The following is a 22,452-nucleotide window of genomic DNA, read 5'->3' on the forward strand; positions in this document are numbered from 1 at the left end:
AATGGCAGCCGTCGCCCGCCGAAGGGTCAGGGCCGGTCAGGGGCGCCGCCTTCACAAGCCGCGCAGGGTTCGACTCCCTCGGCTGCCACGAGCGACTTGGGTGGAGTGTGCCCGGAGAGAGCGGGCCGGGGTCGCTCGTCGTGTTTCCGGGGGTGCAACCCCCGGGCCCCGCCCGGAGGGCTTCGCCCCCGGACCCCCAGTGGTGGTTGCGTTCCCCCAGTGGTGGTTGCGGACCCCCAGTGGTGGTTGCGTTGTCGACGGATGTCGCGAGCGGGGGTTGCGGTGTCGGGGGTTAGGCCGTTCGTCCCACGTCGAAGTGTGGGCGGTATCGGCTGACTGTCTGATTGATGCCGATGGTCCCGACCTGTGTACTTCTCCGATGACACAGCACACCTCGCGCTGGAGACGGCGGGCCGGGATCACCCTTCTCGCCACCGCTCTCGGCGTCGCACCCGTCGGGGTGCCGGCCGCGCTCGCCGCGCAGCCCCCGATCTCCCCCCTCCTACCTCCTGCCTCCCCCAGCACCGACAGCGCCAAGACCCTCGACGACGGCGACCGCGCGCTCGTGGCCGAAGCCCAGCGCGCCGGCAAGCGCACCGTGACGCTGCTGGTGGCCGCGGAGCGCGGACGGTCGAACGCCGCCGTGAACGACCTCGAGGTACTCGGCGGTGTGGTCGAGTCCACCGACGCGAAGCTCGACTACGTCAAGGTTTCCGTGCCCGTGGCGAACGCCGAGAAGGCCGCGAAGCTCACGTCGGTCGACGCCGTGGACGTCGACGGCCTCATCCACCGCGACGACCCGAAGCCCGAAGGCGCGGCCAGCCCCATCCCGCAGCCGGCGCCGGGCAAGAACACGCCGCGGGTGAACCCGTACCTGCCCACCGGCGACACCTACGCCGCGCAGTTCGGCCAGACCTTCGGCGGCTGGGACGGCAAGGGCACCACCGTCGCCGTGCTCGACTCCGGGGTGGACCTCGACAGCCCCGCGCTGGCCAAGACCAGCCACGGCGACCGCAAGATCGTCGACTGGTACAACGCCAACGCCACCAACTCCGGCGACGGCACGTGGGTGCAGCAGTCGGCTCAGACCTACTCCGGCGTGTTCTCCTCGAACAACCGCGAGTGGACCGCGCCCACCACCGGCGGGCCGTACACCTTCGGTCTGTTCACCGAAACCTCGGGCGACCTCGGCGGCGCCGGCAGCGAGACCGGCGGTGACCTCAACCGAGACGGCGACCGCGCCGACTCCTGGGGCGTGCTGCTCGACACCGCCAACAAGCAGGTGCGCGTGGACCTCGACGGCGACGGCGACTTCACCGACGAGAAGCCGATGTCGGACTACGCCAAGAACTTCGACGTCGGCTACTTCGGCACCGACGACCCGGCCACCGACCGCGCCGAGCGCATGGCGTTCGTGGTGCAGACCGACCACCCCGGCTTCGTGAACATCGGCATCGCGGGTGCCGAGCACGGCACGCACGTGGCCGGCATCGCGACCGGCAACGACCTGTTCGGCGGCAAGATGGACGGCGCCGCCCCAGGCGCCAACGTGATGGCCGTGAAGGTGTGCCTCACCACGGACTCCTGCACCAACAGCGGCCTGCTCGACGGCGTGGTCTACGCCGCGAGCCACGGCGCCGACGTGATCAACATCTCCATCGGCGGCCTGCCGGCGCTCAACGACGGCAACAACGCGCGCGCCGAGCTCTACAACCGCACCATCGCCGAGTACAACGTGCAGATCTTCATCTCCGCGGGCAACTCCGGCGCGGGCGCGAACTCCGTCGGCGACCCATCGGTGGCCACGGACGCGATCAGCGTGGGCTCCTACATCACGCGCCAGACGTGGCTGTCGAACTACGGCTCGAAGGTGGACAAAGCCGAGGCGCTGCACCCGTTCTCCTCGCGCGGGCCGCGCGAGGACGGCGGGTTCAAGCCCGACCTCATCGCGCCCGGTGCGGCCATTTCCACCGTGCCGCGGTGGGAGGCGCCGGGCCCGGTCGCGGGCACGTACGCGCTGCCCGCGGGCTACGCGATGCTGCAGGGCACGTCGATGGCCTCGCCGCAGGCGACGGGCGCGGCGGCCCTACTGGTGAGCGCGTACAAGGCGACGCACCACGGGCAGCGCCCGCCGGTGGCCGCGCTGCGTTCGGCGATCAAGTCCACGGCGCGGTTCGTGCCGGGGATCGGCGCGTACGAGCAGGGCGCCGGACTGTTCAACGTGCCCGCCGCGTGGGTCGCGCTCTCGCTGAACCCGAAGCCGGACGCCGTGACCACCGCGGTCGACGTGCACACGGTGCAGGCCAACCTGCTGAAGCCGGCGCCGGGTGTCGGGGTGGGGATCCACGACCGTGAGGGGGTGACCGTCGGGAAGTCCTACACCCGGACGTACACGCTCACGCGCACGTCCGGTTCTTCGCGTCCGGTGGTGTACTTCGCACGGTGGGTGGGCAACGACGGTACCTTCTCCTCGGGCTCGCTGCTGAGCCTGCCGCTGAACAAGCCGGTTTCCTTCGCCGTGAAGGTGAACCCGAAGACGGCCGGGGCGCACTCGGCGTTGCTGTACCTGGACAACCCGCTGACGATCGGCGTCGACGCACAGACCATGAACACGGTCTTCGCGCCGGCCGAATTCCCGGCGTCGGGCATCTTCACCGCGTCGGGCAAGATCGGGCGCAACCAGTCGGTGAGCTACTTCCTGCGTGTGCCGCAGGGCGCGAGCTCGCTGCAGGTGGACCTGACCGGCGGCGGCGACCCGGGCAAGGGGCAGGTGCGCTTCCTGCGCTACGACCCGACCGGTGTTCCGGTCGACAGCAACACTTCCACCAACTGCTACAACCCCGACGCGGGCGCGGGCTGCATCGGCGGCACGCCGACCAGCCGCACGCTGACCAACCCGCTGCCGGGCGTCTGGGAGATCACGGTGGAAGCGCGACGGACGTCCGATGTGGACACCGCGCCGTACTCGCTCACGGTTTCGGCGCTGGGCACCGCGATCACCCCGAACCCGGACGACATCGCGTCGGCCCCGCTGGGCACCGGGCTGGCGCGCACGTACACGGTGAAGAACACGCTCAAGGCGTTCACCGGGCACGTGGTGGGCAGCACGTTCGGCAGCGCGTCGATCAAGCGGCCGTCGATCGCCGAAGGCGCGCAGCAGCAGTTCCCGGTGGACGTGCTGCCCGGCTCGTCCTCGCTGACGGTGACGATCGGCGGCACCGCCGACGCCGCCGCCGACCTGGACCTGGTCGTCTACAACTGCACGAGCGGCTCGTGCGTCGCGGCGGGCCAGAGCGCGGACGGTGACTCCGAGGAGTCGGTGACGATCCAGAACCCGGCCGCGGGCAAGTGGCTCGCACTCGTCGACGGGTACTCGGTGCCCGCCGGGACCACCGCGTACGACTACCTGGACGTGTTCACCAACCCGGCCCTCGGCACCGTCTCGGTGACCGACCCGGTGGCCGCCCACGCGTCGGGCTCGACGTGGACCGTGCCCGGTGTCGTCACGGCGTCGCAGGCCCCCGCGGCCGGTCGTGTGCTGCGCGGCCGGCTGTCGGTGGTCGACGACGCCGGCAAGACCGTCGGCAACGGCACGGTGCTGGTGCGTGCGGTGAGCTGAGTTCCGTTGTGGGCGGCGGGCCGGGTTCCCTTTCGGGGGCTCAGCCCGCCGTCTTCGGAGCACACAGTCTTTCGGGAGTCCGTGCTCGGCCGGCCGAGCACGCCCTGCGCCGCGACCGTGACGGAACACCACACGAGAACCGCCCCGGAACCCGTCGGTTCCGGGGCGGTTCTCGTCAAACGATCAGGTGGTCACATGCCGCGGGCCGGCACGTCGAACGTGTTCGGCAGGCCCGCGGCGAACCGCTGCGCGTCCTCGGTCTTGAGGGCTTCGAACTCGGGTGCGCTGTACTGGCCGAAAACGGCCGCGCGAGACGCCGACGAGCCGGTGGCGTCGCGCACGACGTTCGCGGCCATGCGGCCGCCGGTGTTCGCGCCCTCCATGGCGGCCGCGTCGATGGGGACCCGCACGTAGTCGCCGGCGAGGGCGAGGTTCGGGATGGTGCGCGAGGTGGGACGCTTGAGCCAGGAACCGGTGGGGTGCACGAAGAGCTGGTCGGCGTCCTGGGGGTTCGGGCCGCCGAGCCCGGACACGCCCGGGTCGAGGATCGAGGTCACCAGCGAGGCATCGTCGACGACGGTCTCGCCCGTGTCGTTGAGGCTCTGCTTGATCTGCGCCCACACTTCCTGCGTGATCTGGTCGCGGGTGAGCTGCTTCGCGGGCTTGCCGAAGAGGATGCCCGGCTTGTCCCACTCGCCGAAGATCGCGGAGATGATCTCCTTCACGCTTCCGTCGCCGTACTGCGCGGAGAGGTTGCGGGGTGCGGCGGGTGGCGGGGTGCCCGGCCGCGCTTCGGACTTTCCTTTTGGCGCAACGCTGATCACGAGGTGGTGGATGATGGGCGCACACAAGCCCATCGTCGGACGTTCCTGATGGGTACCGCGGCGGGGGTCGCGGGGCTGGCCGGGATGAGCGGCCTGGCCGCTCCCGCTTCGGCCTCGCCCGCCGACACGGCGACCGGGGGCACCGTCGCGGTGCTGGGCGGCGGGATCGCCGGCCTGACCGCCGCGCACGATCTCGCCGAGCGCGGCTTCGACGTCACCGTGTACGAGCGCCGCGCTCTCGGCGGCAAGGCCCGCAGCATTCCGGTGCCCGGCACCGAAACCGGTGGTCGGCTCGACCTGCCGGGTGAGCACTCCCTGCGGATCTACTTCGGCTTCTACCAGAACCCGCCCAACACGCTGCGCCGCATTTCGGTTTCGGGCAACGCCAACGGCGTGCACGACAACCTCGTCGACGCCAGTGAGTTGCTCTTCGGAGGCCGAACGCTAGCCACGCGCGAACTCGCGGGGCAATCTCCCGCCGCCCCGGCAACGTGCGAACAGGTGCCCTCGTTGCCCTTCCGGGATTCCGCCTGCGCCACTCGGGCGAACGCGGTCGTCAAGGAAGGTGACCGAACGCCGCTAACGATCTCCGGCGCGGCCGAGGAACGGGCCGGGATCGGCGAGGACGCGGTGGATCGTGCGGCCGGCTGCGCCCAGCGTCGCGGCTTCGCCATCCACAGTGGACGGTGCCAGTGTCGGGACGGAGCCGCGCAGCCGGCCCAGACGCGCGGACAGCACGGCATCCGCGGCGGGCGCGAGCCAGGGGAAGAGCGGGACGAACACCCCACCGAGGACCACGTGGTCGAGGTCGACCAGGTTGACGGCCGAGGACAGCGCCAGACCGAGCGCCTCGCCGGCCGCGGTGGTGGCCCGGGTGGCCGCGGCGTCGTCGCGGTCGAGCGCTTCGAGCAGCGCCGCGACGCTCGGCACGCCCGCCGCCGTGACCAGGGCTTCTTGTCCCGCATAGGTTTCCAGGCAGCCGGACGCGCCGCAGCGGCAGCGGGCGCCGTCGGGCGAGACCACGACGTGGCCGAGCTCGCCGGCGAGCCCGTGGGGGCCGCGGAAGAGCTCCGAGCCCACGACCAGGCCGGCGCCGATGCCGACCTCGCCGGAGACGAAGAGGAAGTCGGGTGGGCCGGCGCCGAACCAGAGCTCGCCCAGTGCGCCGAGGTTGGCTTCGTTGTCGACGGTGACGGACACGGGCAGGTGCAGCATGTCGGCGGCGCGCACGTCGGCCCAGCCGAGGTTCGGGGCACTGAAGAGCACGCCGTCGCCGACCAGGCCGGAGACGGCGAGCACCGCGCCGGCGACGGTCAGGTCACCGGCGGCCGCGAGGGCCGCCTCGGCCAGGTTTTGCAGCTCCCCCAGCACTTCCTCGGGACGGGCGCCACGGTTGTCGCGTTCGCGGCGTTCGGTGAAGCGCACCTCGCGAGCCAGGTCGAGCAGGCAGACGGCCAGGTAGTCGACGTTGATCTCCAGCCCGAGCGAGGCCACGCGCGCGCCGGAGAGCACGACCTCGACGCCGGGGCGGCCGCGTTCGCCGGCGCGGGCCGGGGCCGGTCCCGTCTCGGCGAGGAAACCGGCGTCGAGCAGGTCGGCGACGAGCTTCGACACGGTCGTCTTGGTGAGGCCGGTCAGCTCCGCGAGCGCCGCCCGGGTAAGCGGACCGCGACGGCTGACCTCGCCGAGGACCAGCTCGAGGTTGCGCGCGCGCATGGAGTCGTGCCGCACCGCTTGCGTCATCCCCCGACCTCCTCTCGGCACTGTACCGGCGGTCCTTGACTCGCGGGCCGGTGCGGCGCAGTATTTAGTCTATAACGTGAACTAAATGAAGGGATCGCCATGACCGACTTCACGCCCACCCCGGACGACAAGTTCACGTTCGGCCTGTGGACCGTGGGCTGGCCGGCCGCGGACCCGTTCGGCGTGGCGACGCGACCGGCGCTCGACCCGGTCGAGAGCGTGCACCGCCTGGCCGAGCTGGGCGCGTACGGCGTGTCCTTCCACGACGACGACCTGCTCGCCACCGAGCCCGACCGCGACGCCGCGATCAAGAAGTTCAAGGCGGCACTGGAGGCCACGGGCCTGAAGGTGCCGATGGCGACCACGAACCTGTTCACACACCCCGTGTTCAAGGACGGCGGCCTGACCAGCAACGACCGCGACATCCGCCGCTACGCGCTCACGAAGGTGCGCCGCAACCTCGACCTGGCCGCCGAGCTCGGCGCTTCCACGTACGTGCTGTGGGGCGGCCGCGAGGGCGCCGAATCCGACGCGGCGAAGGACGTGCGCGCGGCGCTCGACCGGTACAAGGAAGGCCTCGACCTGCTGGCCGACTACGCCGTGTCCCAGGGCTACGACATCCGCTTCGCGCTCGAGCCCAAGCCCAACGAGCCCCGCGGCGACATCCTGCTGCCCACGATCGGCCACGCGCTGGGGCTCATCTCCCGGCTGGAGCGGCCCGAGCTGTTCGGCCTCAACCCCGAGGTGGGCCACGAGCAGATGGCGGGCCTGAACTTCGTACACGGCATCGCGCAGGCGCTGTGGCAGGGCAAGCTCTTCCACCTCGACCTCAACGGCCAGCACGGCCCGAAGTACGACCAGGACCTCATCTTCGGCCACGGTGACCTCACGTCGGCGTTTTTCCTCGTCGACCTGCTGGAGAGCGCCGGCTACGAGGGCCCGCGCCACTTCGACTACAAGCCGCTGCGCACCGAGGACCCCGCCGACGTGTGGGTCTCGGCCGCCGCGAACATGCGGATGTACTTGATCCTGAAAGAAAAGGCCGCCGCCTTCCGCGCCGACCCGGACGTGGTCGCGGCCCTGGCGGCCTCGCGCGTCGACGAGCTGTCGGTGCCCACGGCCGCACCGGGCGAGACCCTGGACGACCTGGCGGCGGACGACTTCGACGTCGAGGCCGCGGGCAAGCGCGGTTACCACTTCACGCACCTGAACCAGCTGGCCCTGGAGCACCTGCTCGGCACCCGGTGATTCTCGGGCGGCGGGGGCCGTTCACTGGTCGCGGAATGGTCCGGACGACTATCTTGTGATCTCGCGAACGGTCCCCACCACCGAGGAGTCCCCCACCATGACCGACGGTCCCCAGCAGGACGACTTTCCCCCACCGCCGCAGGGACCGGTGCCCCGGTACACCCCCGGGCCGGCCGGATCACCGGGCTCCCTGTCCGGCAGCGCCGACGAGTCGGGCCGCTTGACCGGCGGAACGCAACAGGCGTGGCCGACCGGAGGTACGGCGCAGGGGCCGGGCACCGCCGGTCCTGTCGGCACGCCCGCAACCACCGGCCTCGGCGCGGCGCCGCACCAACCGGCCCCCTTCCCGAGCGCGCCGGGCCACCAGGGATTCGGCGCGCCGGTTCAGCAGCCCTGGCCGGGGCAAGCCGCCCAGGCCCGGCAGGGACCCGAGAAGAGTGCCGCGCCCGGCGCGCTGGCGTTGGTGTTCGGCGTGCTGGGTCTGGTGGTGCCGTTCCTCCCGCTGCCGCTGGACCACGTGCGGTCGTGGATCGCGTTCCCGTTCGCGGTGGTGGCGTTCGCGTTGGGCGTCGTGGGGTGCATCGGACGACGGCCGGTGAAGGCGCTCGCCGTGATCGGGATGATGTGCGCCACGCTGGCGCTCGTCGTGGGTGTGATCATGGTCGGCAACCGGGTCGCGGCCCATGCCGCGCCCCCGAGCACCACCGCGAGCCACCACGCCGAGCCGGCGGCGGCATCAGTGTAACGGCGCGGCGCCTCGCCGAAAACGCACGCTACCCGTTTTTCCCGTGCCGTCGTGCACGATCGGACTTGTCCATTGCTGACAACAAACCTGCCTGGTAGTCGTTGATGAGCCACGAAATGGTGGCAGCTGGGGCCAACGGTCGCCAGTTCGACAACGGGAGGTTCTGATTGTGAAGCTCGCATTCTTCGTCAAGAACAAGCTGTCCGCGCGCAAGAGCCTGAAGGCCTACGCCTGGTACATCTGGCTGTGAGCCACCAGGCCTGATCAGCTGGAACAGCGCGGCGCCCGGGCGGATCCCCGGGCGCCGCACCCCGGAACCGAGGGATGATCGTGAGCATTTCCGAAACGAGCCGACTCGCGCGAAAGACGAAGTTCGCCCCGCGGCTCGACGCGTTGTTACGCGAATATCGCGGCACCGATGTCTTCCGATTGGAAAAAGACACCATCGGCGTAGCCGGGGCCGAGGAAATGGACGCGGTGTTACGGGCGCGGCCGGCCACCGATATCGAACGGCCGACGTTCAAACCGGTGAGCAGGACACCGGTCCCGCGGCGCGAGGCAGCCACGCTGATGCAGGCGGTGGGCCACGACGTGCGGGTGGCCCTGAAAAAGCCGTTGGAGGACCACGTCGACCTGTCCGGCGAGTGGCCGCTGACCGGGCACAACTACCTGCGCGACCTGATCTTCGGCGACGATCCCCACCGGCTCAAGGTCCTCGTGAACCGAAACCTGGAGCTCACCCCCAAGCTGAGCCTCGCCGTGATCGCAGCGGGCGCCGCACTGCCGGGCGGGCCGCGCGAGAACGACCCGGTGTCCACGGTCGCAGGTCTCGCCGCCACTGCCCCGGATTACCGCCAACGGCGGCGCGCGATGACCTTGTACCGCCGAATCACGAGCACCGTCTGTTTCACCGTCTCCGCGCTCGTCACCGCCACGCTCTGGCTCGGTTCGCCGTTCGACGAGGACGTGCCGGACGAGTACCTGCTGAACGAGGCGCTGCGGCTGCTGCCGCCGTCGTGGAACCTGCTGCGCCGGGCGTCGGCCGAGTTCCCCGAGGTCGACGAGCGGATCGGCCGAGGCGACGACGTCCTGATCCTGCCGCTGCTCAGCCACCGCGACCCGCGGCTGTGGGAAGCCCCCGACGAGTTCCGGCCGCAGCGCTGGAGTGACCTCGACCCCGACAACCAGCCGGGTTACCTGCCGTTCGGCCACGTCAACGAACGCTGCTGGGGCCGCCACATGGTCATGCCACTGGCCACCCGGCTGCTCGATCTCCTCCGTCGCGACGGCTATTCGGTCGATCCCCGGCAGAGCGACGTCACCGTGCCGCTCGCCGGGTTGCTGGAAGCCGTCGGGGTTCGGGTCGGGCGGTACGCCGGCTAGTCGGCCTTCACCGAGAACGCCGAGTCGAACGCCGCCGTCGGAGGGGTGAAGTTCAAGCGCCGCAGGAACTCCAGGGCTTCGGGCGCGCCCGTGAGGCGGTCCATGCCGGCGTCCTCCCACTCCACGGAGACGGGGCCGTCGTAACCGATGGCGTTGAGCATGCGGAACACGTCCTCCCACGGCACGTCGCCGTGGCCGGTCGAGACGAAGTCCCAGCCGCGGCGGGGGTCGCCCCACGGGAGGTGCGAGCCGAGGCGGCCGCCCCGGCCGTTGAGCTGCTTGCGGGCCTCCTTGCAGTCCACGTGGAAGATCCGGTCCTTGAAGTCCCACAGGAACCCGACGGGATCGAGGTCCTGCCACACGAAGTGCGACGGGTCGAAGTTCAGCCCGAAGGCGGCGCGGTGGCCGATGGCCTCCAAGGTCCGCACCGTCGTCCAGTAGTCGTAGGCGATCTCGCTCGGGTGCACCTCGTGGGCGAAGCGCACGCCGACCTCGTCGAACACGTCCAGGATCGGGTGCCAGCGGGCGGCGAAGTCCTCGTAACCCCGGTCGATCATCGACTGCGGCACCGGCGGGAACATCGCCACGGTGTGCCAGATCGACGATCCCGTGAATCCGACCACAGTGGACACTCCCAGCAGAGCGGCCGCCCGCGCGGTGTCCATCATCTCGGCGGCCGCGCGCTGCCGGACGCCCTCGGGTGAGCCGTCGCCCCAGATGCGGGCCGGCAGGATGGCCTCGTGGCGCTCGTCGATCGGGTGGTCGCACACCGCCTGGCCCACGAGGTGGTTGGAGATCGTCCACACGCGCAGGTCGTACTTGGCCAGCGTGTCCAGTTTGGACCGCACGTAACCACCGTCGGAAAGCGCTTTGTCGACTTCGAAGTGATCGCCCCAGCACGCGATCTCGAGGCCCTCGTAACCCCAGCCGCTCGCGAGCCGGCAGACCTCCTCGAAGGGCAGGTCTGCCCACTGCCCGGTGAACAACGTCAGCGGTCGTGCCATCGAAAAACTCCCCTTCTACAGGATGGTCCACACGGAATCGGCGGCGGCGCTGCGTGCCACGGCGTCGAGCACCCGCTGCACCTGCAGCCCGTCGGCGAACGACGGCGCCGGGTCGCTGCCCTCGCCCAGCGCCACGAGGAAATCGCGGACCTCGTGGGTGAACGTGTGCTCGTACCCGAGACCGTGCCCCGGCGGCCACCACGCGCCCACGTACGGGTGCGCCGGCTCGGTGACCAGGATCCGTCGGTACCCCGCGACCGACGGATCCTGGGTGTGGTCGTGGAAGTGCAGTTCGTTCATGGCCTCGAAGTCGAAGGCGAGGCTGCCCGCGGCGCCGTTGAGCTCGATGCGCATCGCGTTCTTGCGCCCGGCGGCGAACCTTGTCGCTTCGAAGGTGCCGAGGGCACCGTTTTCGAAGCGGGCGGTGAAGAGGGCGGCGTCGTCCACCGTCACCTCGCCGTGCGCCGTGCCCGCCGAACCCGCCAGGCCCGAGGACGACGCCACGAGCGGGCGCGAGCGCACGAACGTCTCCGACACCGCGCTCACGCCCGAAATCCGGGACCCCGTGAGGAACTGCGCGAGATCCACGAGGTGCGCGCCGAGGTCACCGAGCGCACCGGAGCCGGCGTGCTCGCGGCGCAGCCGCCACACCAGCGGGAACTCCGGATCGACGAGCCAGTCCTGCAGGTACTGCGCCCGCACGTGCCGGATCTCCCCCAGCCGGCCCTCGGCCACCAGCGTCCGCGCGAACGCGAGCGCCGGCACCCGGCGGTAGTTGAACGCCACCATGGACCGTACCCCGCGCGTCGCCGCCTCCGCGGCAGCCACGGCCATTGTCTCGGCTTCCGCGACGGAGTTGGCCAGCGGTTTCTCGCACAGCACGTGTTTCCCGGCGGCGAGCGCGGCCAGGGCGATCTCCGCGTGCGAGTCGCCGGGCGTGCAGATGTCCACGAGCCCCACCTCGTCGGACGCCACGACCCGCTGCCAGTCCGTCTCCACGGCGGCCCAGCCCAGCTTCGCCGCCGCGGCCGAGACCGCCGCTGGATCGCGTCCACACAGGACGGCCATCCTCGGCGTGAGCGGCACGTCGAAGGCGTGGTGCACGGTCCGCCACGCCTGGGAGTGGGCCGCGCCCATGAAGGCGTAGCCCACCATCCCGACGCCGATCTCGTCGGCCATGCCCGGGAGTCCTTTCACTCGAACGAAACCGGCAGGTACGTGTCCACATTGTCCTTCGTCACGACCGCCGAGAACGTGGTCACCGAAGCCGGGATCTCCTGCTCGGCCAGGTCCGACACGCCTTTCGCCTGCCCGAGCAGCCGCGCCAGGCGGATCGCGGAGGCGGACATCGTCGGCGGGTAGAGCACGGTGGCCTTCAGCACCGAGTCACCGCTCTTGATCTGCTCCATCGCGGCCTTCGAGCCGGCGCCGCCCACCATCAGGAAGTCGGTGCGCCCGGCCTGGCGCACGGCCTGCAGCGCGCCCACGCCCTGGTCGTCGTCGTGGTTCCAGATCGCGTTGAACTGCGGGTGCGCCTGCAGCAATTCGGCCATGCGCGCCTGCCCGGTGGGCACGGTGAACTCGGCGGCGGCGCGGCCGACCTTCCGGATGCCCGGGTAGTTGGCCAGGGCGTCGTCGAAGCCCTGCGTGCGCTGGCGGGTGAGCTCGAGGGTGTCGATGCCGGCGAGCTCCAGCACCGTGCCCTGCCCGCCCAGCTGCCGGCCGATGTAGTTGCCCGCGTTCACGCCCATGCGGTAGTTGTCGCCGCCCACCCACGTGCGGTAGGCCTGCGGCGAGTCGAAGATGCGGTCGAGGTTGATCACCGGGATGCCGGCGTCCATCGCCTTGCGCCCGGCGGGCGTGAGCTGCTTGCCGTCGGCGGGCAGCACCACGAGCACGTCGACCTTGCGGTTGATCAACGCGTCGATCTGCGCCGACTGCGTGGCCGCGTCGTTCGACCCCTCGGCGACGACGAGCTCCACGTCGGAGTGCCGCTGTGCTTCGGCCCGCGCGTTGAGGGTGATCGCGTTGAGCCAGCCGTGGTCGGCCTGCGGCCCGGCGAACCCGACCGTGACCCGCTTGCCGGGCGCGTTCTGTGCTCCGGCCGGCCCGGTCTGGGCGGCCGGCGGTGGTTCTTCGTTGCTGGTGCACGCGGCGAGCACGCCCACCCCCGCGAGGGTGGCCCCGGTCAGGAACGTGCGGCGGCGCAGATCGGTGGCAGTCATCGGGAGGTCCTCTCACTCGAGTAGAGCGAAGCCCGCCGCTGCACGAGCACGGCGAGCACGATGATCACGCCCTTGGCCAGCTGTTGCACGGCCGTGGGCAGGTTGTTGAGGGTGAACAGCACGCTGATGGTCGTGAACACGAGCACCCCGAGCACGGAACCGACGAGCGTGCCGCGTCCGCCCGAGAGCAGGGTGCCGCCGATGATCACCGCGGCGATGGCGTCGAGCTCGTAGAGGTTGCCGTTGCCCGAGGTGCCGCTGGAGGTGAGGATGATCAGCATCACGCTGGCGATGCCGCAGCACAGTCCGGAAAGGACGTACAGCAAGCAGGTGTGCAGCTTCACGTTGATGCCCGCGAGCCGCGCGGCTTCGAGGTTGCCGCCGATGGCGTAGGTGCGGCGGCCGAAGGTCGTGCGGTTGAGCACGAGCCAGCCGACGATCGCGACGGCCGCGAAGATCAGCACCAACGGCGGGATGCCGAGCACGTAACTGTCCTGGTAACCGAGGTCCACGAGCGCCTGGTTCTTCGTGGTCACGGTCTGCGTGCGGCCTTGCGAGAGCTGGATCGCCAGGCCGCGGGCCGATGCGAGCATCGCCAGCGTGCCGATGAACGCGACCAGCCGGCCGTACGCGATGAGCAGCCCGCTGACCAGGCCGCAGCCGACGCCGACGGCCACGGCGGTGAACACGATCCCGGTGATGCCGAACGCCTGTGTGGCGCGCGTGGTCGCCCACACCGTCGCGAGCGCCACGACCGCGCCCACCGACAGGTCGATGCCGCCGCCGATGATCACGAACGTCATGCCCACGGTGATCACGCCGATCACCGAAGCCTGCGTGAGCACCAGCACCAGCGTGCCCGTGGTGAGGAACTGGCCCGGTTCGGTCAGCGCGCCGATCAGGACCAGCACGGCCAGCACTCCGACCAGGCCGAGGTTGCGCGCCTCCTTGAGCCGCACGGAAAACCCCCGGGTACGTTCGGATGCCACCGCCTGTTCAGCGTTCATTCCGCACGCTCCTGCTCTTCGAGGATGAGGTCGAGCACGGCCGGTTCGTCGAGGTCGCGCGCCGGCGCTTCGGTGAGCACGCGGCCTTCGCGCAGCACGAGCACCCGATCGGCCAGGCCGAGCACCTCCGGCAGCTCGCTGGACACCAGCACGATCGCGACACCGGAATCGGCCAGCTCGCGGATCACGCGGTAGAGCTCCGCCCGCGCGCCGACGTCGACCCCGCGCGTGGGCTCGTCGAGCAGCAGTACGCGGCAGCCCTTGAGCAGCCAACGCGCGAGCACGGCTTTCTGCTGGTTGCCGCCCGAGAGCTTGCCCGCGGGCCGGCGGATGTCGGGCGGGCGCAGGTCGAGCGCCTCGGTGTGCCGGCGGACGGCGGTGGTCTCGGCCCGCGCGTTGAACCAGCCGAAGCGGGCGTAGCGCCGCAGCGACGCGAGGGACACGTTGCGGGCCACCGATTCCTGCAGCAGCAGGGCCTGGCTCTTGCGTTCCTCGGGAGCCAGCCCGAGTCCATTGCGGACGGCCGAGGTCACGCCCTTGCGCAGCGGCTTCCCGGCGAGCTTCACCTGTCCGGTGGCCGGTTTCCTCGCTCCGTAGACGGTTTCCAGCACCTCGCTGCGGCCCGACCCGACCAGCCCCGCGAGGCCGACGATCTCACCTTCCCGCACCGTGAAGGACACGTTCCGGAACTCGCCGGTGACACCGAGGTCCTCGACCTCCAGCAGCACCGGGCGATCGGCGAACGCGGCTTCGTCCGGGCGCGGCGGGAAGAGGTACTCCACGCGGCGGCCGGTCATCAGCGCGACCAGCTCGGCGGTCGGCGTGGTGCGGGCCGGGAGCCCGGTCGCGACGGTGTGGCCGTCCTTGAGGACCGTGACGCGGTCGCCGATCTCCCGGATCTCCTCGAGCCGGTGGGAGATGTAGACCACGGCGACCCCGCGTTCGGTGAGGCCGCGGATCACGCGGAACAGGTTCGCGACCTCGTCGCTGGCGAGCACGGCCGAGGGCTCGTCGAGCACGATCAGGCGGGCGTCGAGCGAGAGCGCGCGGGCGAGGCTCACGATCTGCTTTCCTGCCGCGGACAATGACCCGACCTCGCGTTCGACGCGGATTTCCTTGTGCCCCAGCCGGTCGAGCAGGTTGCGGGCGTCGGAGCGCATCCGGGCTCGGCGCACCCAGCCGACGCTGGCCTGCTCGTGGCCGAGGAAGATGTTCTCCGCCACGGAAAGCCCGTCGACGAGGTCGAGCTCCTGGTACAGCGTGGCGATGCCGCACTTGATGGCGGCCGTCGGGTTGGGCAGCTCGACCGGCTCGCCACCCACGCGGATCTCCCCCGCGTCGGGCCGGTGCGCTCCGGCGAGCACTTTGATCAAAGTGGACTTGCCGGCGCCGTTCTGGCCCAGCAGGCAGTGGACCTCGCCCTCGGCCACGCTCAGCTCGACGTCGTCGAGAGCGCGCACGCCGGGGAACCCCTTGCCGATGCCGGTCATTTCGAGGAGCGTCATCCGCTGTCCCTTTCCCCCGCTGCGGCGACGACCCGCGCGGGGTCGTCGAACACGGCTTCCAGCGCCACGTGGGCCCCGCCGCGCGAGGCCGCCGAGAACCCGAGCCACGACAGCTCCACGCGGCAGCCGCCGATGTCGGGCGCGACCACGCGAGCCTCCAGCTCGGCCATCATCGGGCCGAGCAGGTACGGGCCCAGCTGCGCGAAGTAGCCGCCGAGCAGCACCACGCGCGGGTTGAACACGTTCACCAGCACCGCCGCGCCGACCCCCAGGGCGGTGCCCACCTGGGCCAGCGCGTCGAGCGTGCGGCGGTCCTTGAGCTCGGCCCGGCGGCGCAGCATGTCGAGGCGCTGCTCGAGGTCCAGCGACGGGTCGTGCACGGGGTCGCTGGGCTCCGCCGCGAGCCGCAGCATCCCCGCCAGGCCCACGATCGTCTCCCAGCACCCGCGGCGGCCGCAGCCGCAGCGCCGGCCGTGGGGGTCGAGCTGGATATGGCCGATCTCGCCGGAAAACCCTTCCGCCCCACCGAGAAGGCGGCCGCCGGAGATCACGCCGCCACCCACTCCGATCTCGCCGGTGAGGTACACCAGGTCCGCCGTGCCGGCGACGCTGCCCATCGCGTGTTCGCCGAGGGCGCCGAGGTTGGCGTCGTTGGCCATGCGGATCGGGAAGTCCAGGTGGCCCAGGCGCTGGGTGAGGCGCTCGGTCAGACCGGCGACCACGGGGACGTCGGTCCAGTGCAGGTTGGGCGCGAACGCCACGGTGCCCGCCTTCACGTCGACCAGGGCCGGGATCGCCAACGTCAGGCCGACGGGTTTGATTCTGAGCCGGCGGCATTCCCTGAGCGCCCGGGCGGCCAGCTCGGCCGTCGCGTCGAGGACCTTCGCCGGGGGAAGCGCTTGCACGTCGAGCGGGATGCGCTGTTCGAAGAGGACGGTGCCGGTGAGATCGAGGGCCAGCGCGGTGAGGTAGTCGACGTTGCACTCCACCCCCACGCCGCCCACACTCCGCCCGTCGAGCTCGACGATCGTGCCGGGTCGACCCACCGCGCCCGCTCGTTCGAGGTCACCCTCGCGCGCCAGCCCCCGCTCCACCAGCTCCGCCACGAGGCTCGACACCGTGGCCTTGTTCAGGCCGGTCTCCGCCGCGATCCCGGCCCGCGACTTCGGGCCGGCGTCACGCAGGTGCCGCAGCACTAGCGCGAGGTTGCTGCGCCGCACCGAGGCCTGGTCCGCCGGCCGCGGGGGGCCGCCGGTTCGCAGAGGCAGGGAGGAGTCCACGCCGACACCGCCAAGTTCGTCTGGTGGGGCAACAAATTAGGTCAGCCCGAACGAAGGGGTCAACGATGGAGGAATGGTAACGATCCCGGCAAATACCCCGTTTCTCCTGGTTGACCTGCGGAGATTCGGTTCGTGGCCGGGGCGGGTGGTCCTTCGGATGGAGCAGGGGTTCGGGGTGGTGGACGCCCGAACCGCTCACCCGTTCGGCCTTGGCCATCTGCATGGGTTTGGGCGGTTCGGAGTTGAGTTCGGCTGGGCCATTCGGGTGGGGAGGCTTGGCCGGGCGGGGTGGGTTTGTTGGAAACGGCTGTTTTTGGCCGGCAAGTCGAAAGTCGTTTGCTGCTTTCGGTTCGCGTGGTCAATTCGCGCGACACGACGGCCGGTCGGCGGTTACCCTCGCGGGTAACGCGCTGACGGAGCCGAGTAGCGCGGGGTCCCGCGCCTACAGAGAGCCGCCATCGCTGAGAGGCGGCGCCGCACCCCCGCAGCGAAGACACTCCCGAGCAGCGGGGAGGAAATGCCCCGCCGGCCGGCCCCCGAGATCGGGCTTGTTCGAGGCCGCCCGGCGCGCCGGGCGGCGAAGGTGCGGTGGTACCGCGAGTTCCCTTCTCGCCCGCACCCCCAAGGGGTCCTTCGCTTCCTGGAGACCCGATGTTCCCTCGCACTCTGGCGGCCGACCTGCCCACGCACGTCGGCACCACGGTGACCATCGCCGGCTGGCTGCACCGCCGGCGCACGCTGAAATCCGTCACGTTCCTGGTGATCCGTGACCGTTCGGGATTGGCGCAGGTGGTGGTGAGGAAATCCCCTCGCGCCACGCCGGCCACATCCACGCCGGACACACCCCCGCCCTCTCCGGGGGGCGTCCCCGGCTCCATTCTATCGCCCACCCCCGACAAAAACCTGAGCGAAGCCGAAATGGGCTCGAGTTGTCCACAACTCGAGCCGGCTGTGGACAAATCCCCGGAACCCGGTCAGCAGCAGGCGCTCAGAGGCACCGCCCTGCCCGAAAAACCGACCCTGGCCAGCGAAAAGACCGCCGCAGAAGTCACGCACGACAAATCCGGCGCCCCAGAAACAGCCGTGCTCAGCGAAGAAACCGTCCTCGAAATCACCGGCCTCGTCACCCCGAACGACCAAGCTCCCGGCGGCATCGAGATCACCGACCCCACTGTCGAAATCCTGGCCACACCCCGAAAACACCCACCCTTCGACCTCTACCGCCCCACCATCCCCGCCTCGCTCCCCACCATCCTCGACAACGCCGCCGCAGCACTGCGGCATCCCGTGCTCAAACGCCGCCACGAGCTGGCCGCCCGCAGTGTCCAGGCGTTCCGGCGGGCGCTGGACCAGCGGGGCTTCACCGAGGTCCACACCCCCAAAATCGTGGCCACCAGCACGGAATCCGGCGCCGACGTCTTCCGGCTCGACTACTTCGGCAGACCCGCCTACCTCGCCCAGTCACCGCAGTTCTTCAAGCAGACCCTCGTCGGCGTGTTCGAGCGCGTCTACGAGGCCGGGCCCGTGTTCCGAGCGGAAAAGCACGACACGGCAAGGCACCTGGCCCAGTACACGAGCCTCGACGCCGAGCTCGGGTTCATCGACGACCACCGGGACGTGATGGCGGTTCTCAGGGACGTCATCGCCGAGATGGCCACAGCCATCCCGGAAGGACCCGAAGTCCCTGCGGAGATCCCGGCCATCGACTACCCCGCGGCCCAGCAACTCCTGCACAGCACGGAACCCGATCTCTCCCCCGAAGACGAACGTCGCCTCGGTGAGTGGGCCCACCAGGAACACGGCTCGGACTTCCTCTTCGTCACCGGCTACCCCATGGCCAAGCGCCCCTTCTGCACCCATCCCGACCCCGAAGCGCCCCACCTCTCCCGCAGTTTCGACCTGCTCTTCCGCGGCCTGGAACTCGTCACGGGCGGCCAGCGGTTGCACCGGTACGCCGACTACGAAGCCGTCCTCGGAGAACAGACCCACCTGTACCGGGACTACCTCGCGGCCTTCGAGCACGGCATGCCGCCCCACGGTGGGTTCGCCATCGGGCTCGAGCGGTGGGTCGCGAGGGTGCTCGAGGTGCCCAACGTCCGGGGTACGACGTTGTTCCCGCGCGACGTGCACCGCCTCGCGCCCTAAGTGGACGGTGCGGGTTCGGGCACCTCTTCGGGCTCGGGTTCGAGGTGGGGCAACAATTTGTCCAGCCACGGGGGCAGCCACCAGCTGGCTCGTCCCAACAGGAACATCGCCGCGGGCACGATGACGAGCCGGATGATCGTGGCGTCGATCAGCACCGAGACGCCCAAGCCGAGGGCGAGGATCTTGATCACCACGTTCGGCGAGGCCAGGAAGGCGAAGAACACGCACACCATGATCACGGCCGCCGAGGAGATCACGCGGGCGGTCACGGCGAGGCCGTCGGCGACGCTGACGTGGTTGTCGCGCGTGCGGAGCCAGGCTTCGTGAACTCGCGAGAGCAGGAACACCTCGTAGTCCATCGACAGGCCGAACACGATGGCGAACATGATCATCGGCACGTACGACTCGATCGGCACCTTCTCGTGCACGCCCAGCAGGGACCCGCCCCAGCCCCACTGGAACACCGCGACGATCACCCCGTACGACGCGGCGATGGACAGCAGGTTCAGCAGCGCGGCCTTCAACGCGAGCACCGGGCTGCGGAAAGACAGCAGCAGCAACACGAACGCGGCCGCCACCACCACGCCGATGATCGTGGGCAGCCGGGCGGCGACGATGTCGCGGAAGTCGAGCTGGCCGGCCGTCATGCCGGTGACGTAGCTGGTCGTGCCGGCCAGCACCGGCGGCAGGGTCTGCGTGCGCAGGGTGGACAGCAGCTCGTCGGTCGCGGCGTCCTGCGGGCCGGTGGTGGGCGTGACGGTGGACAGCTGCAGCACGCGATCCGGGCTGGGGCTCATCGGCGTGGCGGAAGCGACGCCGGGGGTCTTCGCCAGGGCCTGCTGCACCGTCGAGCCTAGCGCGGGGTCGGGGGACTCGATGACCACGGTGAACTGCCCGTTGGCGCCCGGCCCGAAGCCGCGGGTGATGGCGTCGTAGGCCTCGCGGGTGGTGGTGCCCGCGGGGTCGGCGCCCTCGTCGATGTGGCCGAGTTGCATGGAGAACGCGGGGATCGCGAGCACGGCGGCCACCAGCACGCCGCCGCCGAGGTAGCGCCACGGGTGCCGGTCGATGCGCACGGCGTAGCGGTGCCACGCGCTTTCCTTGCCGTCGGCCGATTGTTCGGCCACGGGCTTGCGCAGGTGCCAGCGGTCGATCCGCCGCCCGGACAAGCCGAGCAGCGCGGGCACGAGCGTCGTCGCCGCGATCCCGGCCACGATCACGGTGATCGCGGCGGCAAGGCCGAGCTTGCCGATGAAGCCGACGCCGACCGTGAACAACCCCATCAGCGCGATGACCACCGTCGACGCCGCGATCAGCACCGAGCGGCCGCTCGTGGCGACGGTGCGACCGGCGGCCGTGACGGGTTCGGCACCGTCGAGGATGTGCTGGCGGAAGCGGGTGGTGAGGAAGAGGGCGTAGTCGATGCCGACGCCGAGGCCGATCATGATCGCCAGCGTCGGCGAGGCCGTGGCGAAGCTGATCGCGGCGGCCAGCAGGCCGAGGATGCCGAGGCCCGTCGCGACGCCGATCACGGAGGTGACGATGGGCAGCCCGGCGGCGATCACGCTGCCGAAAGCCAGCAGCAGCACCAGGATCGCGACGATGAGCCCACCGACTCCGAGCGCAGGTCGCCGCTGCCGGGTTCGGCCGCCTTGCCGAGCGCGCCGCTGTAGTCGACCTGCACGCCGGTGGCGCGCACGGGGTCGGTGGCCTGGTCGATGCCGTCGACGAGGTCGCTGCCGAGCGCGGCGGGCTTGTCGTCGAACTGGATGTTCGCGAAGGCGACCTGCCCGTCCTGAGCGGTGGTGCCCGGCGCGAGCGGATCGGACAGCGACACGACGTGGGGCACCGCCCGCACCTGCGCGGCGGCCTGTTCGATGACCGCGCTCTGGCTGCTCAGCGTGCCGGAATCGGTGGTGAAGACCAGGCGGGCGCTGGTGGAACCACCGACGACGCCGTGCTGGGCGAGCACGGTGCTGCCCTGGCCGGATTCGGCGTCGGGCAGGCTGAAGTCGTCACTGTACGTACCGCCGACGAGGTTGTTGGCGACGGTCGCGCCGGCCAGGATCAGGACCCAGATCACGATCACCGGCCACGGGTGTCCGGCGCACCAACGGCCGAGCCGCTCGAGGAGCCCGACGGGAGATTCGTCCGCAGTACCAGCGTTTTCCGTCATTTCGCCACCCGGCCTCCGGGAAGTCTTCCCGGTCCAGCCTCACGCGGCGGCTGGTGCCCGCCTAGGGCCGAAGGTCCTCGCAGGGCCCGTCACGGTGCGTCACGTTTTGCGGAGGCGAGCGCGCCGGCTCCGGCAGCTGTTCTGCCACGCGCAGCTCATGGCCGGCGGCCTACTTCGCCAACGCCAGCGAACCCAGCGCTCCCACCAGCGGCGCCAGCTCCGGCAGCTCTTCGGCCTCGGCCAGCGCCGCCGACAGCGCCGACGCGTGCGTCGGGCGCGCCTGGTCCAGCAGTTCGCGGCCGGCGATGGTCACCTCGGTGTAGATGCCGCGGCGGTCGGTCGGGCAGAGGTAGCGCGCGAGCAGGCCGCGGTCCTCCAGGCGGGTCACGAGGCGGGTGGTGGCCGACTGGCTGAGCACCACGGCGTTGGCGAGCTGGTTCATCCGGAGGTGGAAGCCGTCCTGACGGGCGAGGACGTCGAGCACCGTGTACTCGCTCACTGAAAGCTCGTGATCGCGCTCCAACGCGCGCTGCAGCCGGTCCTCGATGCGCGCGTGCAACGCGGCCAGCGTGCGCCAGCCCTGCGCCCGGGCCTCCACGGCGTCGTCAGCCAGTGACACGGTTCACCCCTTCTCGCCGGCCCACGCGGTTGCGGGGCGATCTTCCCTCAGGCACTATCGAGCGTGTGCAAATAACCGCGTGTGCAAGTATTGCCGACGCTCGTAATCGTCTGCTGCCACTGTACCCGCGAACGCAGGAAGGGGTATCCACCCGATGAAGCTCGACCTGAGCGGGCGCACCGCCCTGGTCACGGGGTCCACCGCCGGCATCGGCGAGGCCACGGCCGCCGCGCTGGGCGCCGCGGGCGCCGACGTGGTGGTGAACGGCCGCAACGCCGACCGCGTCGACGAGGTCGCGAAACGCCTGGGCGTGCGCGGGATCGCGGCCGACGTCGGCACGGCCGAGGGCGTCGCCGCGGTCGTCGAGCAACTGCCGGACGTGGACGTGCTGGTGAACAACGCCGGTGTGTTCTCGCCGATCCTCGTGTTCGAGATCCCCGACGAGGAGTGGCTGCGGCTGTACCAGGTGAACGTGCTTTCGGGCGTACGCCTGACCCGCCACTACGCACCCGGGATGGTGAATCGCGGGTGGGGCCGGGTGATCTTCGTCAGCAGCGAATCGGCGGTGCAACCGCCGACCGAGATGGTCCACTACGGTATGACGAAGACGGCCCAGCTGGCGTTGTCCCGCGGGATGGCGCAGGAGGTGGCCGGCACGGGTGTCACCGTGAACAGCGTGCTGCCCGGACCGACGCTGACCGAAGGCGTGCGCGAGTTCGTGCGCGCCCTGTACCCGGACCTCGACTTCGCCGAAGCCGAGCGGCGGTTCATGGCCCAGGACCGGCCGACCTCCCTGCTGGGCCGCCTGATCCGGCCGGAGGAGGTGGCGAACCTCATCACCTACGTCGCCTCCGACCAGGCCGCCGCGACCACCGGTGGCGCGCTGCGCGTCGACGGTGGGGTCGCGTCGGCGATCATTCCCTAGAAGT

At 70.7% G+C, this 22,452-nt stretch carries 18 protein-coding genes and 1 pseudogene; 8 read left to right on the forward strand and 11 right to left on the reverse strand.

What is annotated here, in order from left to right; genetic code table 11:
• The first annotated feature begins 379 nt into the window (after positions 1–379).
• Complete coding sequence (locus ACWEOE_RS13545) at positions 380–3,619, forward strand: S8 family serine peptidase (RefSeq protein WP_452007971.1); 3,240 nt, start codon at positions 380–382, stop codon at positions 3,617–3,619.
• Positions 3,620–3,810: 191 nt separating this feature from the next.
• On the opposite strand, the gene ACWEOE_RS13550 is transcribed toward ACWEOE_RS13545, so the two are convergent.
• The gene (locus ACWEOE_RS13550; protein ID WP_452007974.1) at positions 3,811–4,476 is read right to left on the reverse strand and encodes a hypothetical protein; all 666 of its coding nucleotides are present in this window, start codon (positions 4,474–4,476) and stop codon (positions 3,811–3,813) included.
• Between the two features lie 51 nt (positions 4,477–4,527).
• On the opposite strand from ACWEOE_RS13550, the pseudogene ACWEOE_RS13555 reads away from it, so the two are divergent.
• A pseudogene (locus ACWEOE_RS13555) lies at positions 4,528–4,734 on the forward strand (FAD-dependent oxidoreductase); the annotation flags it as partial.
• A gap of 288 nt (positions 4,735–5,022) precedes the next feature.
• Here the strand turns inward: ACWEOE_RS13555 and ACWEOE_RS13560 are convergent.
• Positions 5,023–6,186: an ROK family transcriptional regulator gene (locus tag ACWEOE_RS13560; RefSeq protein ID WP_452007977.1), complete on the reverse strand. Its 1,164-nt coding sequence runs from the start codon at positions 6,184–6,186 to the stop codon at positions 5,023–5,025.
• A gap of 99 nt (positions 6,187–6,285) precedes the next feature.
• On the opposite strand from ACWEOE_RS13560, the gene xylA reads away from it, so the two are divergent.
• From xylA to ACWEOE_RS13580, 4 genes are all read left to right on the forward strand, one after another.
• A complete protein-coding gene (xylA, locus tag ACWEOE_RS13565) occupies positions 6,286–7,434 on the forward strand; it encodes a xylose isomerase (RefSeq protein WP_452007979.1) in 1,149 nt (382 codons plus the stop codon).
• 97 nt (positions 7,435–7,531) lie between these two features.
• The gene (locus tag ACWEOE_RS13570; protein ID WP_452007981.1) at positions 7,532–8,179 is read left to right on the forward strand and encodes a hypothetical protein; all 648 of its coding nucleotides are present in this window, start codon (positions 7,532–7,534) and stop codon (positions 8,177–8,179) included.
• Positions 8,180–8,348: 169 nt separating this feature from the next.
• Entirely contained in the window at positions 8,349–8,429 is an 81-nt protein-coding gene (locus ACWEOE_RS13575) for a tryptorubin family RiPP precursor (protein ID WP_452008221.1), read from the forward strand.
• 80 nt (positions 8,430–8,509) lie between these two features.
• A complete protein-coding gene (locus ACWEOE_RS13580; protein ID WP_452007983.1) occupies positions 8,510–9,562 on the forward strand; it encodes a cytochrome P450 in 1,053 nt (350 codons plus the stop codon).
• On the opposite strand, the gene ACWEOE_RS13585 is transcribed toward ACWEOE_RS13580, so the two are convergent.
• From ACWEOE_RS13585 to ACWEOE_RS13610, 6 genes are read right to left on the reverse strand one after another with little or no spacing between them, the layout of a single operon-like run.
• Positions 9,559–10,566, reverse strand: a complete 1,008-nt coding sequence (locus tag ACWEOE_RS13585; protein ID WP_452007985.1) for a sugar phosphate isomerase/epimerase family protein — start codon at positions 10,564–10,566, stop codon at positions 9,559–9,561. The two genes, ACWEOE_RS13580 and ACWEOE_RS13585, sit on opposite strands and share 4 nt — an antisense overlap.
• A 15-nt stretch (positions 10,567–10,581) precedes the next feature.
• Positions 10,582–11,745 carry a Gfo/Idh/MocA family protein gene (locus ACWEOE_RS13590; RefSeq protein ID WP_452007988.1) on the reverse strand — a complete coding sequence of 388 codons (1,164 nt, stop codon included), beginning with the start codon at positions 11,743–11,745 and terminating at the stop codon, positions 10,582–10,584.
• Positions 11,746–11,759: 14 nt separating this feature from the next.
• The gene (locus tag ACWEOE_RS13595; RefSeq protein ID WP_452007990.1) at positions 11,760–12,791 is read right to left on the reverse strand and encodes a substrate-binding domain-containing protein; all 1,032 of its coding nucleotides are present in this window, start codon (positions 12,789–12,791) and stop codon (positions 11,760–11,762) included.
• On the reverse strand, positions 12,788–13,798 hold the full coding sequence (locus ACWEOE_RS13600) for an ABC transporter permease (RefSeq protein ID WP_452007992.1): 1,011 nt from the start codon (positions 13,796–13,798) through the stop codon (positions 12,788–12,790). The genes ACWEOE_RS13595 and ACWEOE_RS13600 overlap by 4 nt, the downstream gene beginning before the upstream one ends.
• Positions 13,795–15,303, reverse strand: a complete 1,509-nt coding sequence (locus ACWEOE_RS13605; RefSeq protein ID WP_452007994.1) for a sugar ABC transporter ATP-binding protein — start codon at positions 15,301–15,303, stop codon at positions 13,795–13,797. The genes ACWEOE_RS13600 and ACWEOE_RS13605 overlap by 4 nt, the downstream gene beginning before the upstream one ends.
• Positions 15,300–16,583: an ROK family transcriptional regulator gene (locus tag ACWEOE_RS13610; protein ID WP_452007997.1), complete on the reverse strand. Its 1,284-nt coding sequence runs from the start codon at positions 16,581–16,583 to the stop codon at positions 15,300–15,302. The genes ACWEOE_RS13605 and ACWEOE_RS13610 overlap by 4 nt, the downstream gene beginning before the upstream one ends.
• A 651-nt stretch (positions 16,584–17,234) precedes the next feature.
• Here ACWEOE_RS13610 and aspS point away from each other — a divergent pair.
• Positions 17,235–18,728: an aspartate--tRNA(Asn) ligase gene (gene aspS / locus ACWEOE_RS13615; RefSeq protein ID WP_452008000.1), complete on the forward strand. Its 1,494-nt coding sequence runs from the start codon at positions 17,235–17,237 to the stop codon at positions 18,726–18,728.
• On the opposite strand, the gene ACWEOE_RS13620 is transcribed toward aspS, so the two are convergent.
• The 3 genes from ACWEOE_RS13620 to ACWEOE_RS13630 form a co-directional block, all read right to left on the reverse strand.
• A complete protein-coding gene (locus ACWEOE_RS13620) occupies positions 18,725–20,317 on the reverse strand; it encodes an MMPL family transporter (RefSeq protein ID WP_452008002.1) in 1,593 nt (530 codons plus the stop codon). The two genes, aspS and ACWEOE_RS13620, sit on opposite strands and share 4 nt — an antisense overlap.
• Complete coding sequence (locus ACWEOE_RS13625; RefSeq protein ID WP_452008005.1) at positions 20,290–20,904, reverse strand: hypothetical protein; 615 nt, start codon at positions 20,902–20,904, stop codon at positions 20,290–20,292. The genes ACWEOE_RS13620 and ACWEOE_RS13625 overlap by 28 nt, the downstream gene beginning before the upstream one ends.
• 169 nt (positions 20,905–21,073) lie before the next feature.
• Positions 21,074–21,523, reverse strand: coding sequence for a MarR family winged helix-turn-helix transcriptional regulator (locus ACWEOE_RS13630; protein ID WP_452008008.1), 450 nt, complete (start codon positions 21,521–21,523; stop codon positions 21,074–21,076).
• Positions 21,524–21,677: 154 nt separating this feature from the next.
• Here ACWEOE_RS13630 and ACWEOE_RS13635 point away from each other — a divergent pair, with 154 nt between their 5' ends.
• On the forward strand, positions 21,678–22,448 hold the full coding sequence (locus tag ACWEOE_RS13635; protein ID WP_452008011.1) for an SDR family NAD(P)-dependent oxidoreductase: 771 nt from the start codon (positions 21,678–21,680) through the stop codon (positions 22,446–22,448).
• The last annotated feature ends 4 nt before the right edge of the window (positions 22,449–22,452 follow it).

The sequence above is a fragment of the Amycolatopsis sp. NPDC004368 genome (assembly GCF_053602515.1).

What these genes read in the sequence shown, in the direction of transcription:
- ACWEOE_RS13585 (WP_452007985.1), bottom strand. Translation starts at nt 10,566, where the DNA reads ATGGCACGACCGCTGACGTTGTTCACCGGGCAGTGGGCAGACCTGCCC.
- aspS (WP_452008000.1), top strand. Translation starts at nt 17,235, where the DNA reads ATGTTCCCTCGCACTCTGGCGGCCGACCTGCCCACGCACGTCGGCACC.
- ACWEOE_RS13595 (WP_452007990.1), bottom strand. Translation starts at nt 12,791, where the DNA reads ATGACTGCCACCGATCTGCGCCGCCGCACGTTCCTGACCGGGGCCACC.
- ACWEOE_RS13605 (WP_452007994.1), bottom strand. Translation starts at nt 15,303, where the DNA reads ATGACGCTCCTCGAAATGACCGGCATCGGCAAGGGGTTCCCCGGCGTG.
- ACWEOE_RS13590 (WP_452007988.1), bottom strand. Translation starts at nt 11,745, where the DNA reads ATGGCCGACGAGATCGGCGTCGGGATGGTGGGCTACGCCTTCATGGGC.
- ACWEOE_RS13635 (WP_452008011.1), top strand. Translation starts at nt 21,678, where the DNA reads ATGAAGCTCGACCTGAGCGGGCGCACCGCCCTGGTCACGGGGTCCACC.
- xylA (WP_452007979.1), top strand. Translation starts at nt 6,286, where the DNA reads ATGACCGACTTCACGCCCACCCCGGACGACAAGTTCACGTTCGGCCTG.
- ACWEOE_RS13545 (WP_452007971.1), top strand. Translation starts at nt 380, where the DNA reads ATGACACAGCACACCTCGCGCTGGAGACGGCGGGCCGGGATCACCCTT.
- ACWEOE_RS13600 (WP_452007992.1), bottom strand. Translation starts at nt 13,798, where the DNA reads ATGAACGCTGAACAGGCGGTGGCATCCGAACGTACCCGGGGGTTTTCC.
- ACWEOE_RS13625 (WP_452008005.1), bottom strand. Translation starts at nt 20,904, where the DNA reads ATGACGGAAAACGCTGGTACTGCGGACGAATCTCCCGTCGGGCTCCTC.
- ACWEOE_RS13550 (WP_452007974.1), bottom strand. Translation starts at nt 4,476, where the DNA reads ATGGGCTTGTGTGCGCCCATCATCCACCACCTCGTGATCAGCGTTGCG.
- ACWEOE_RS13560 (WP_452007977.1), bottom strand. Translation starts at nt 6,186, where the DNA reads ATGACGCAAGCGGTGCGGCACGACTCCATGCGCGCGCGCAACCTCGAG.
- ACWEOE_RS13570 (WP_452007981.1), top strand. Translation starts at nt 7,532, where the DNA reads ATGACCGACGGTCCCCAGCAGGACGACTTTCCCCCACCGCCGCAGGGA.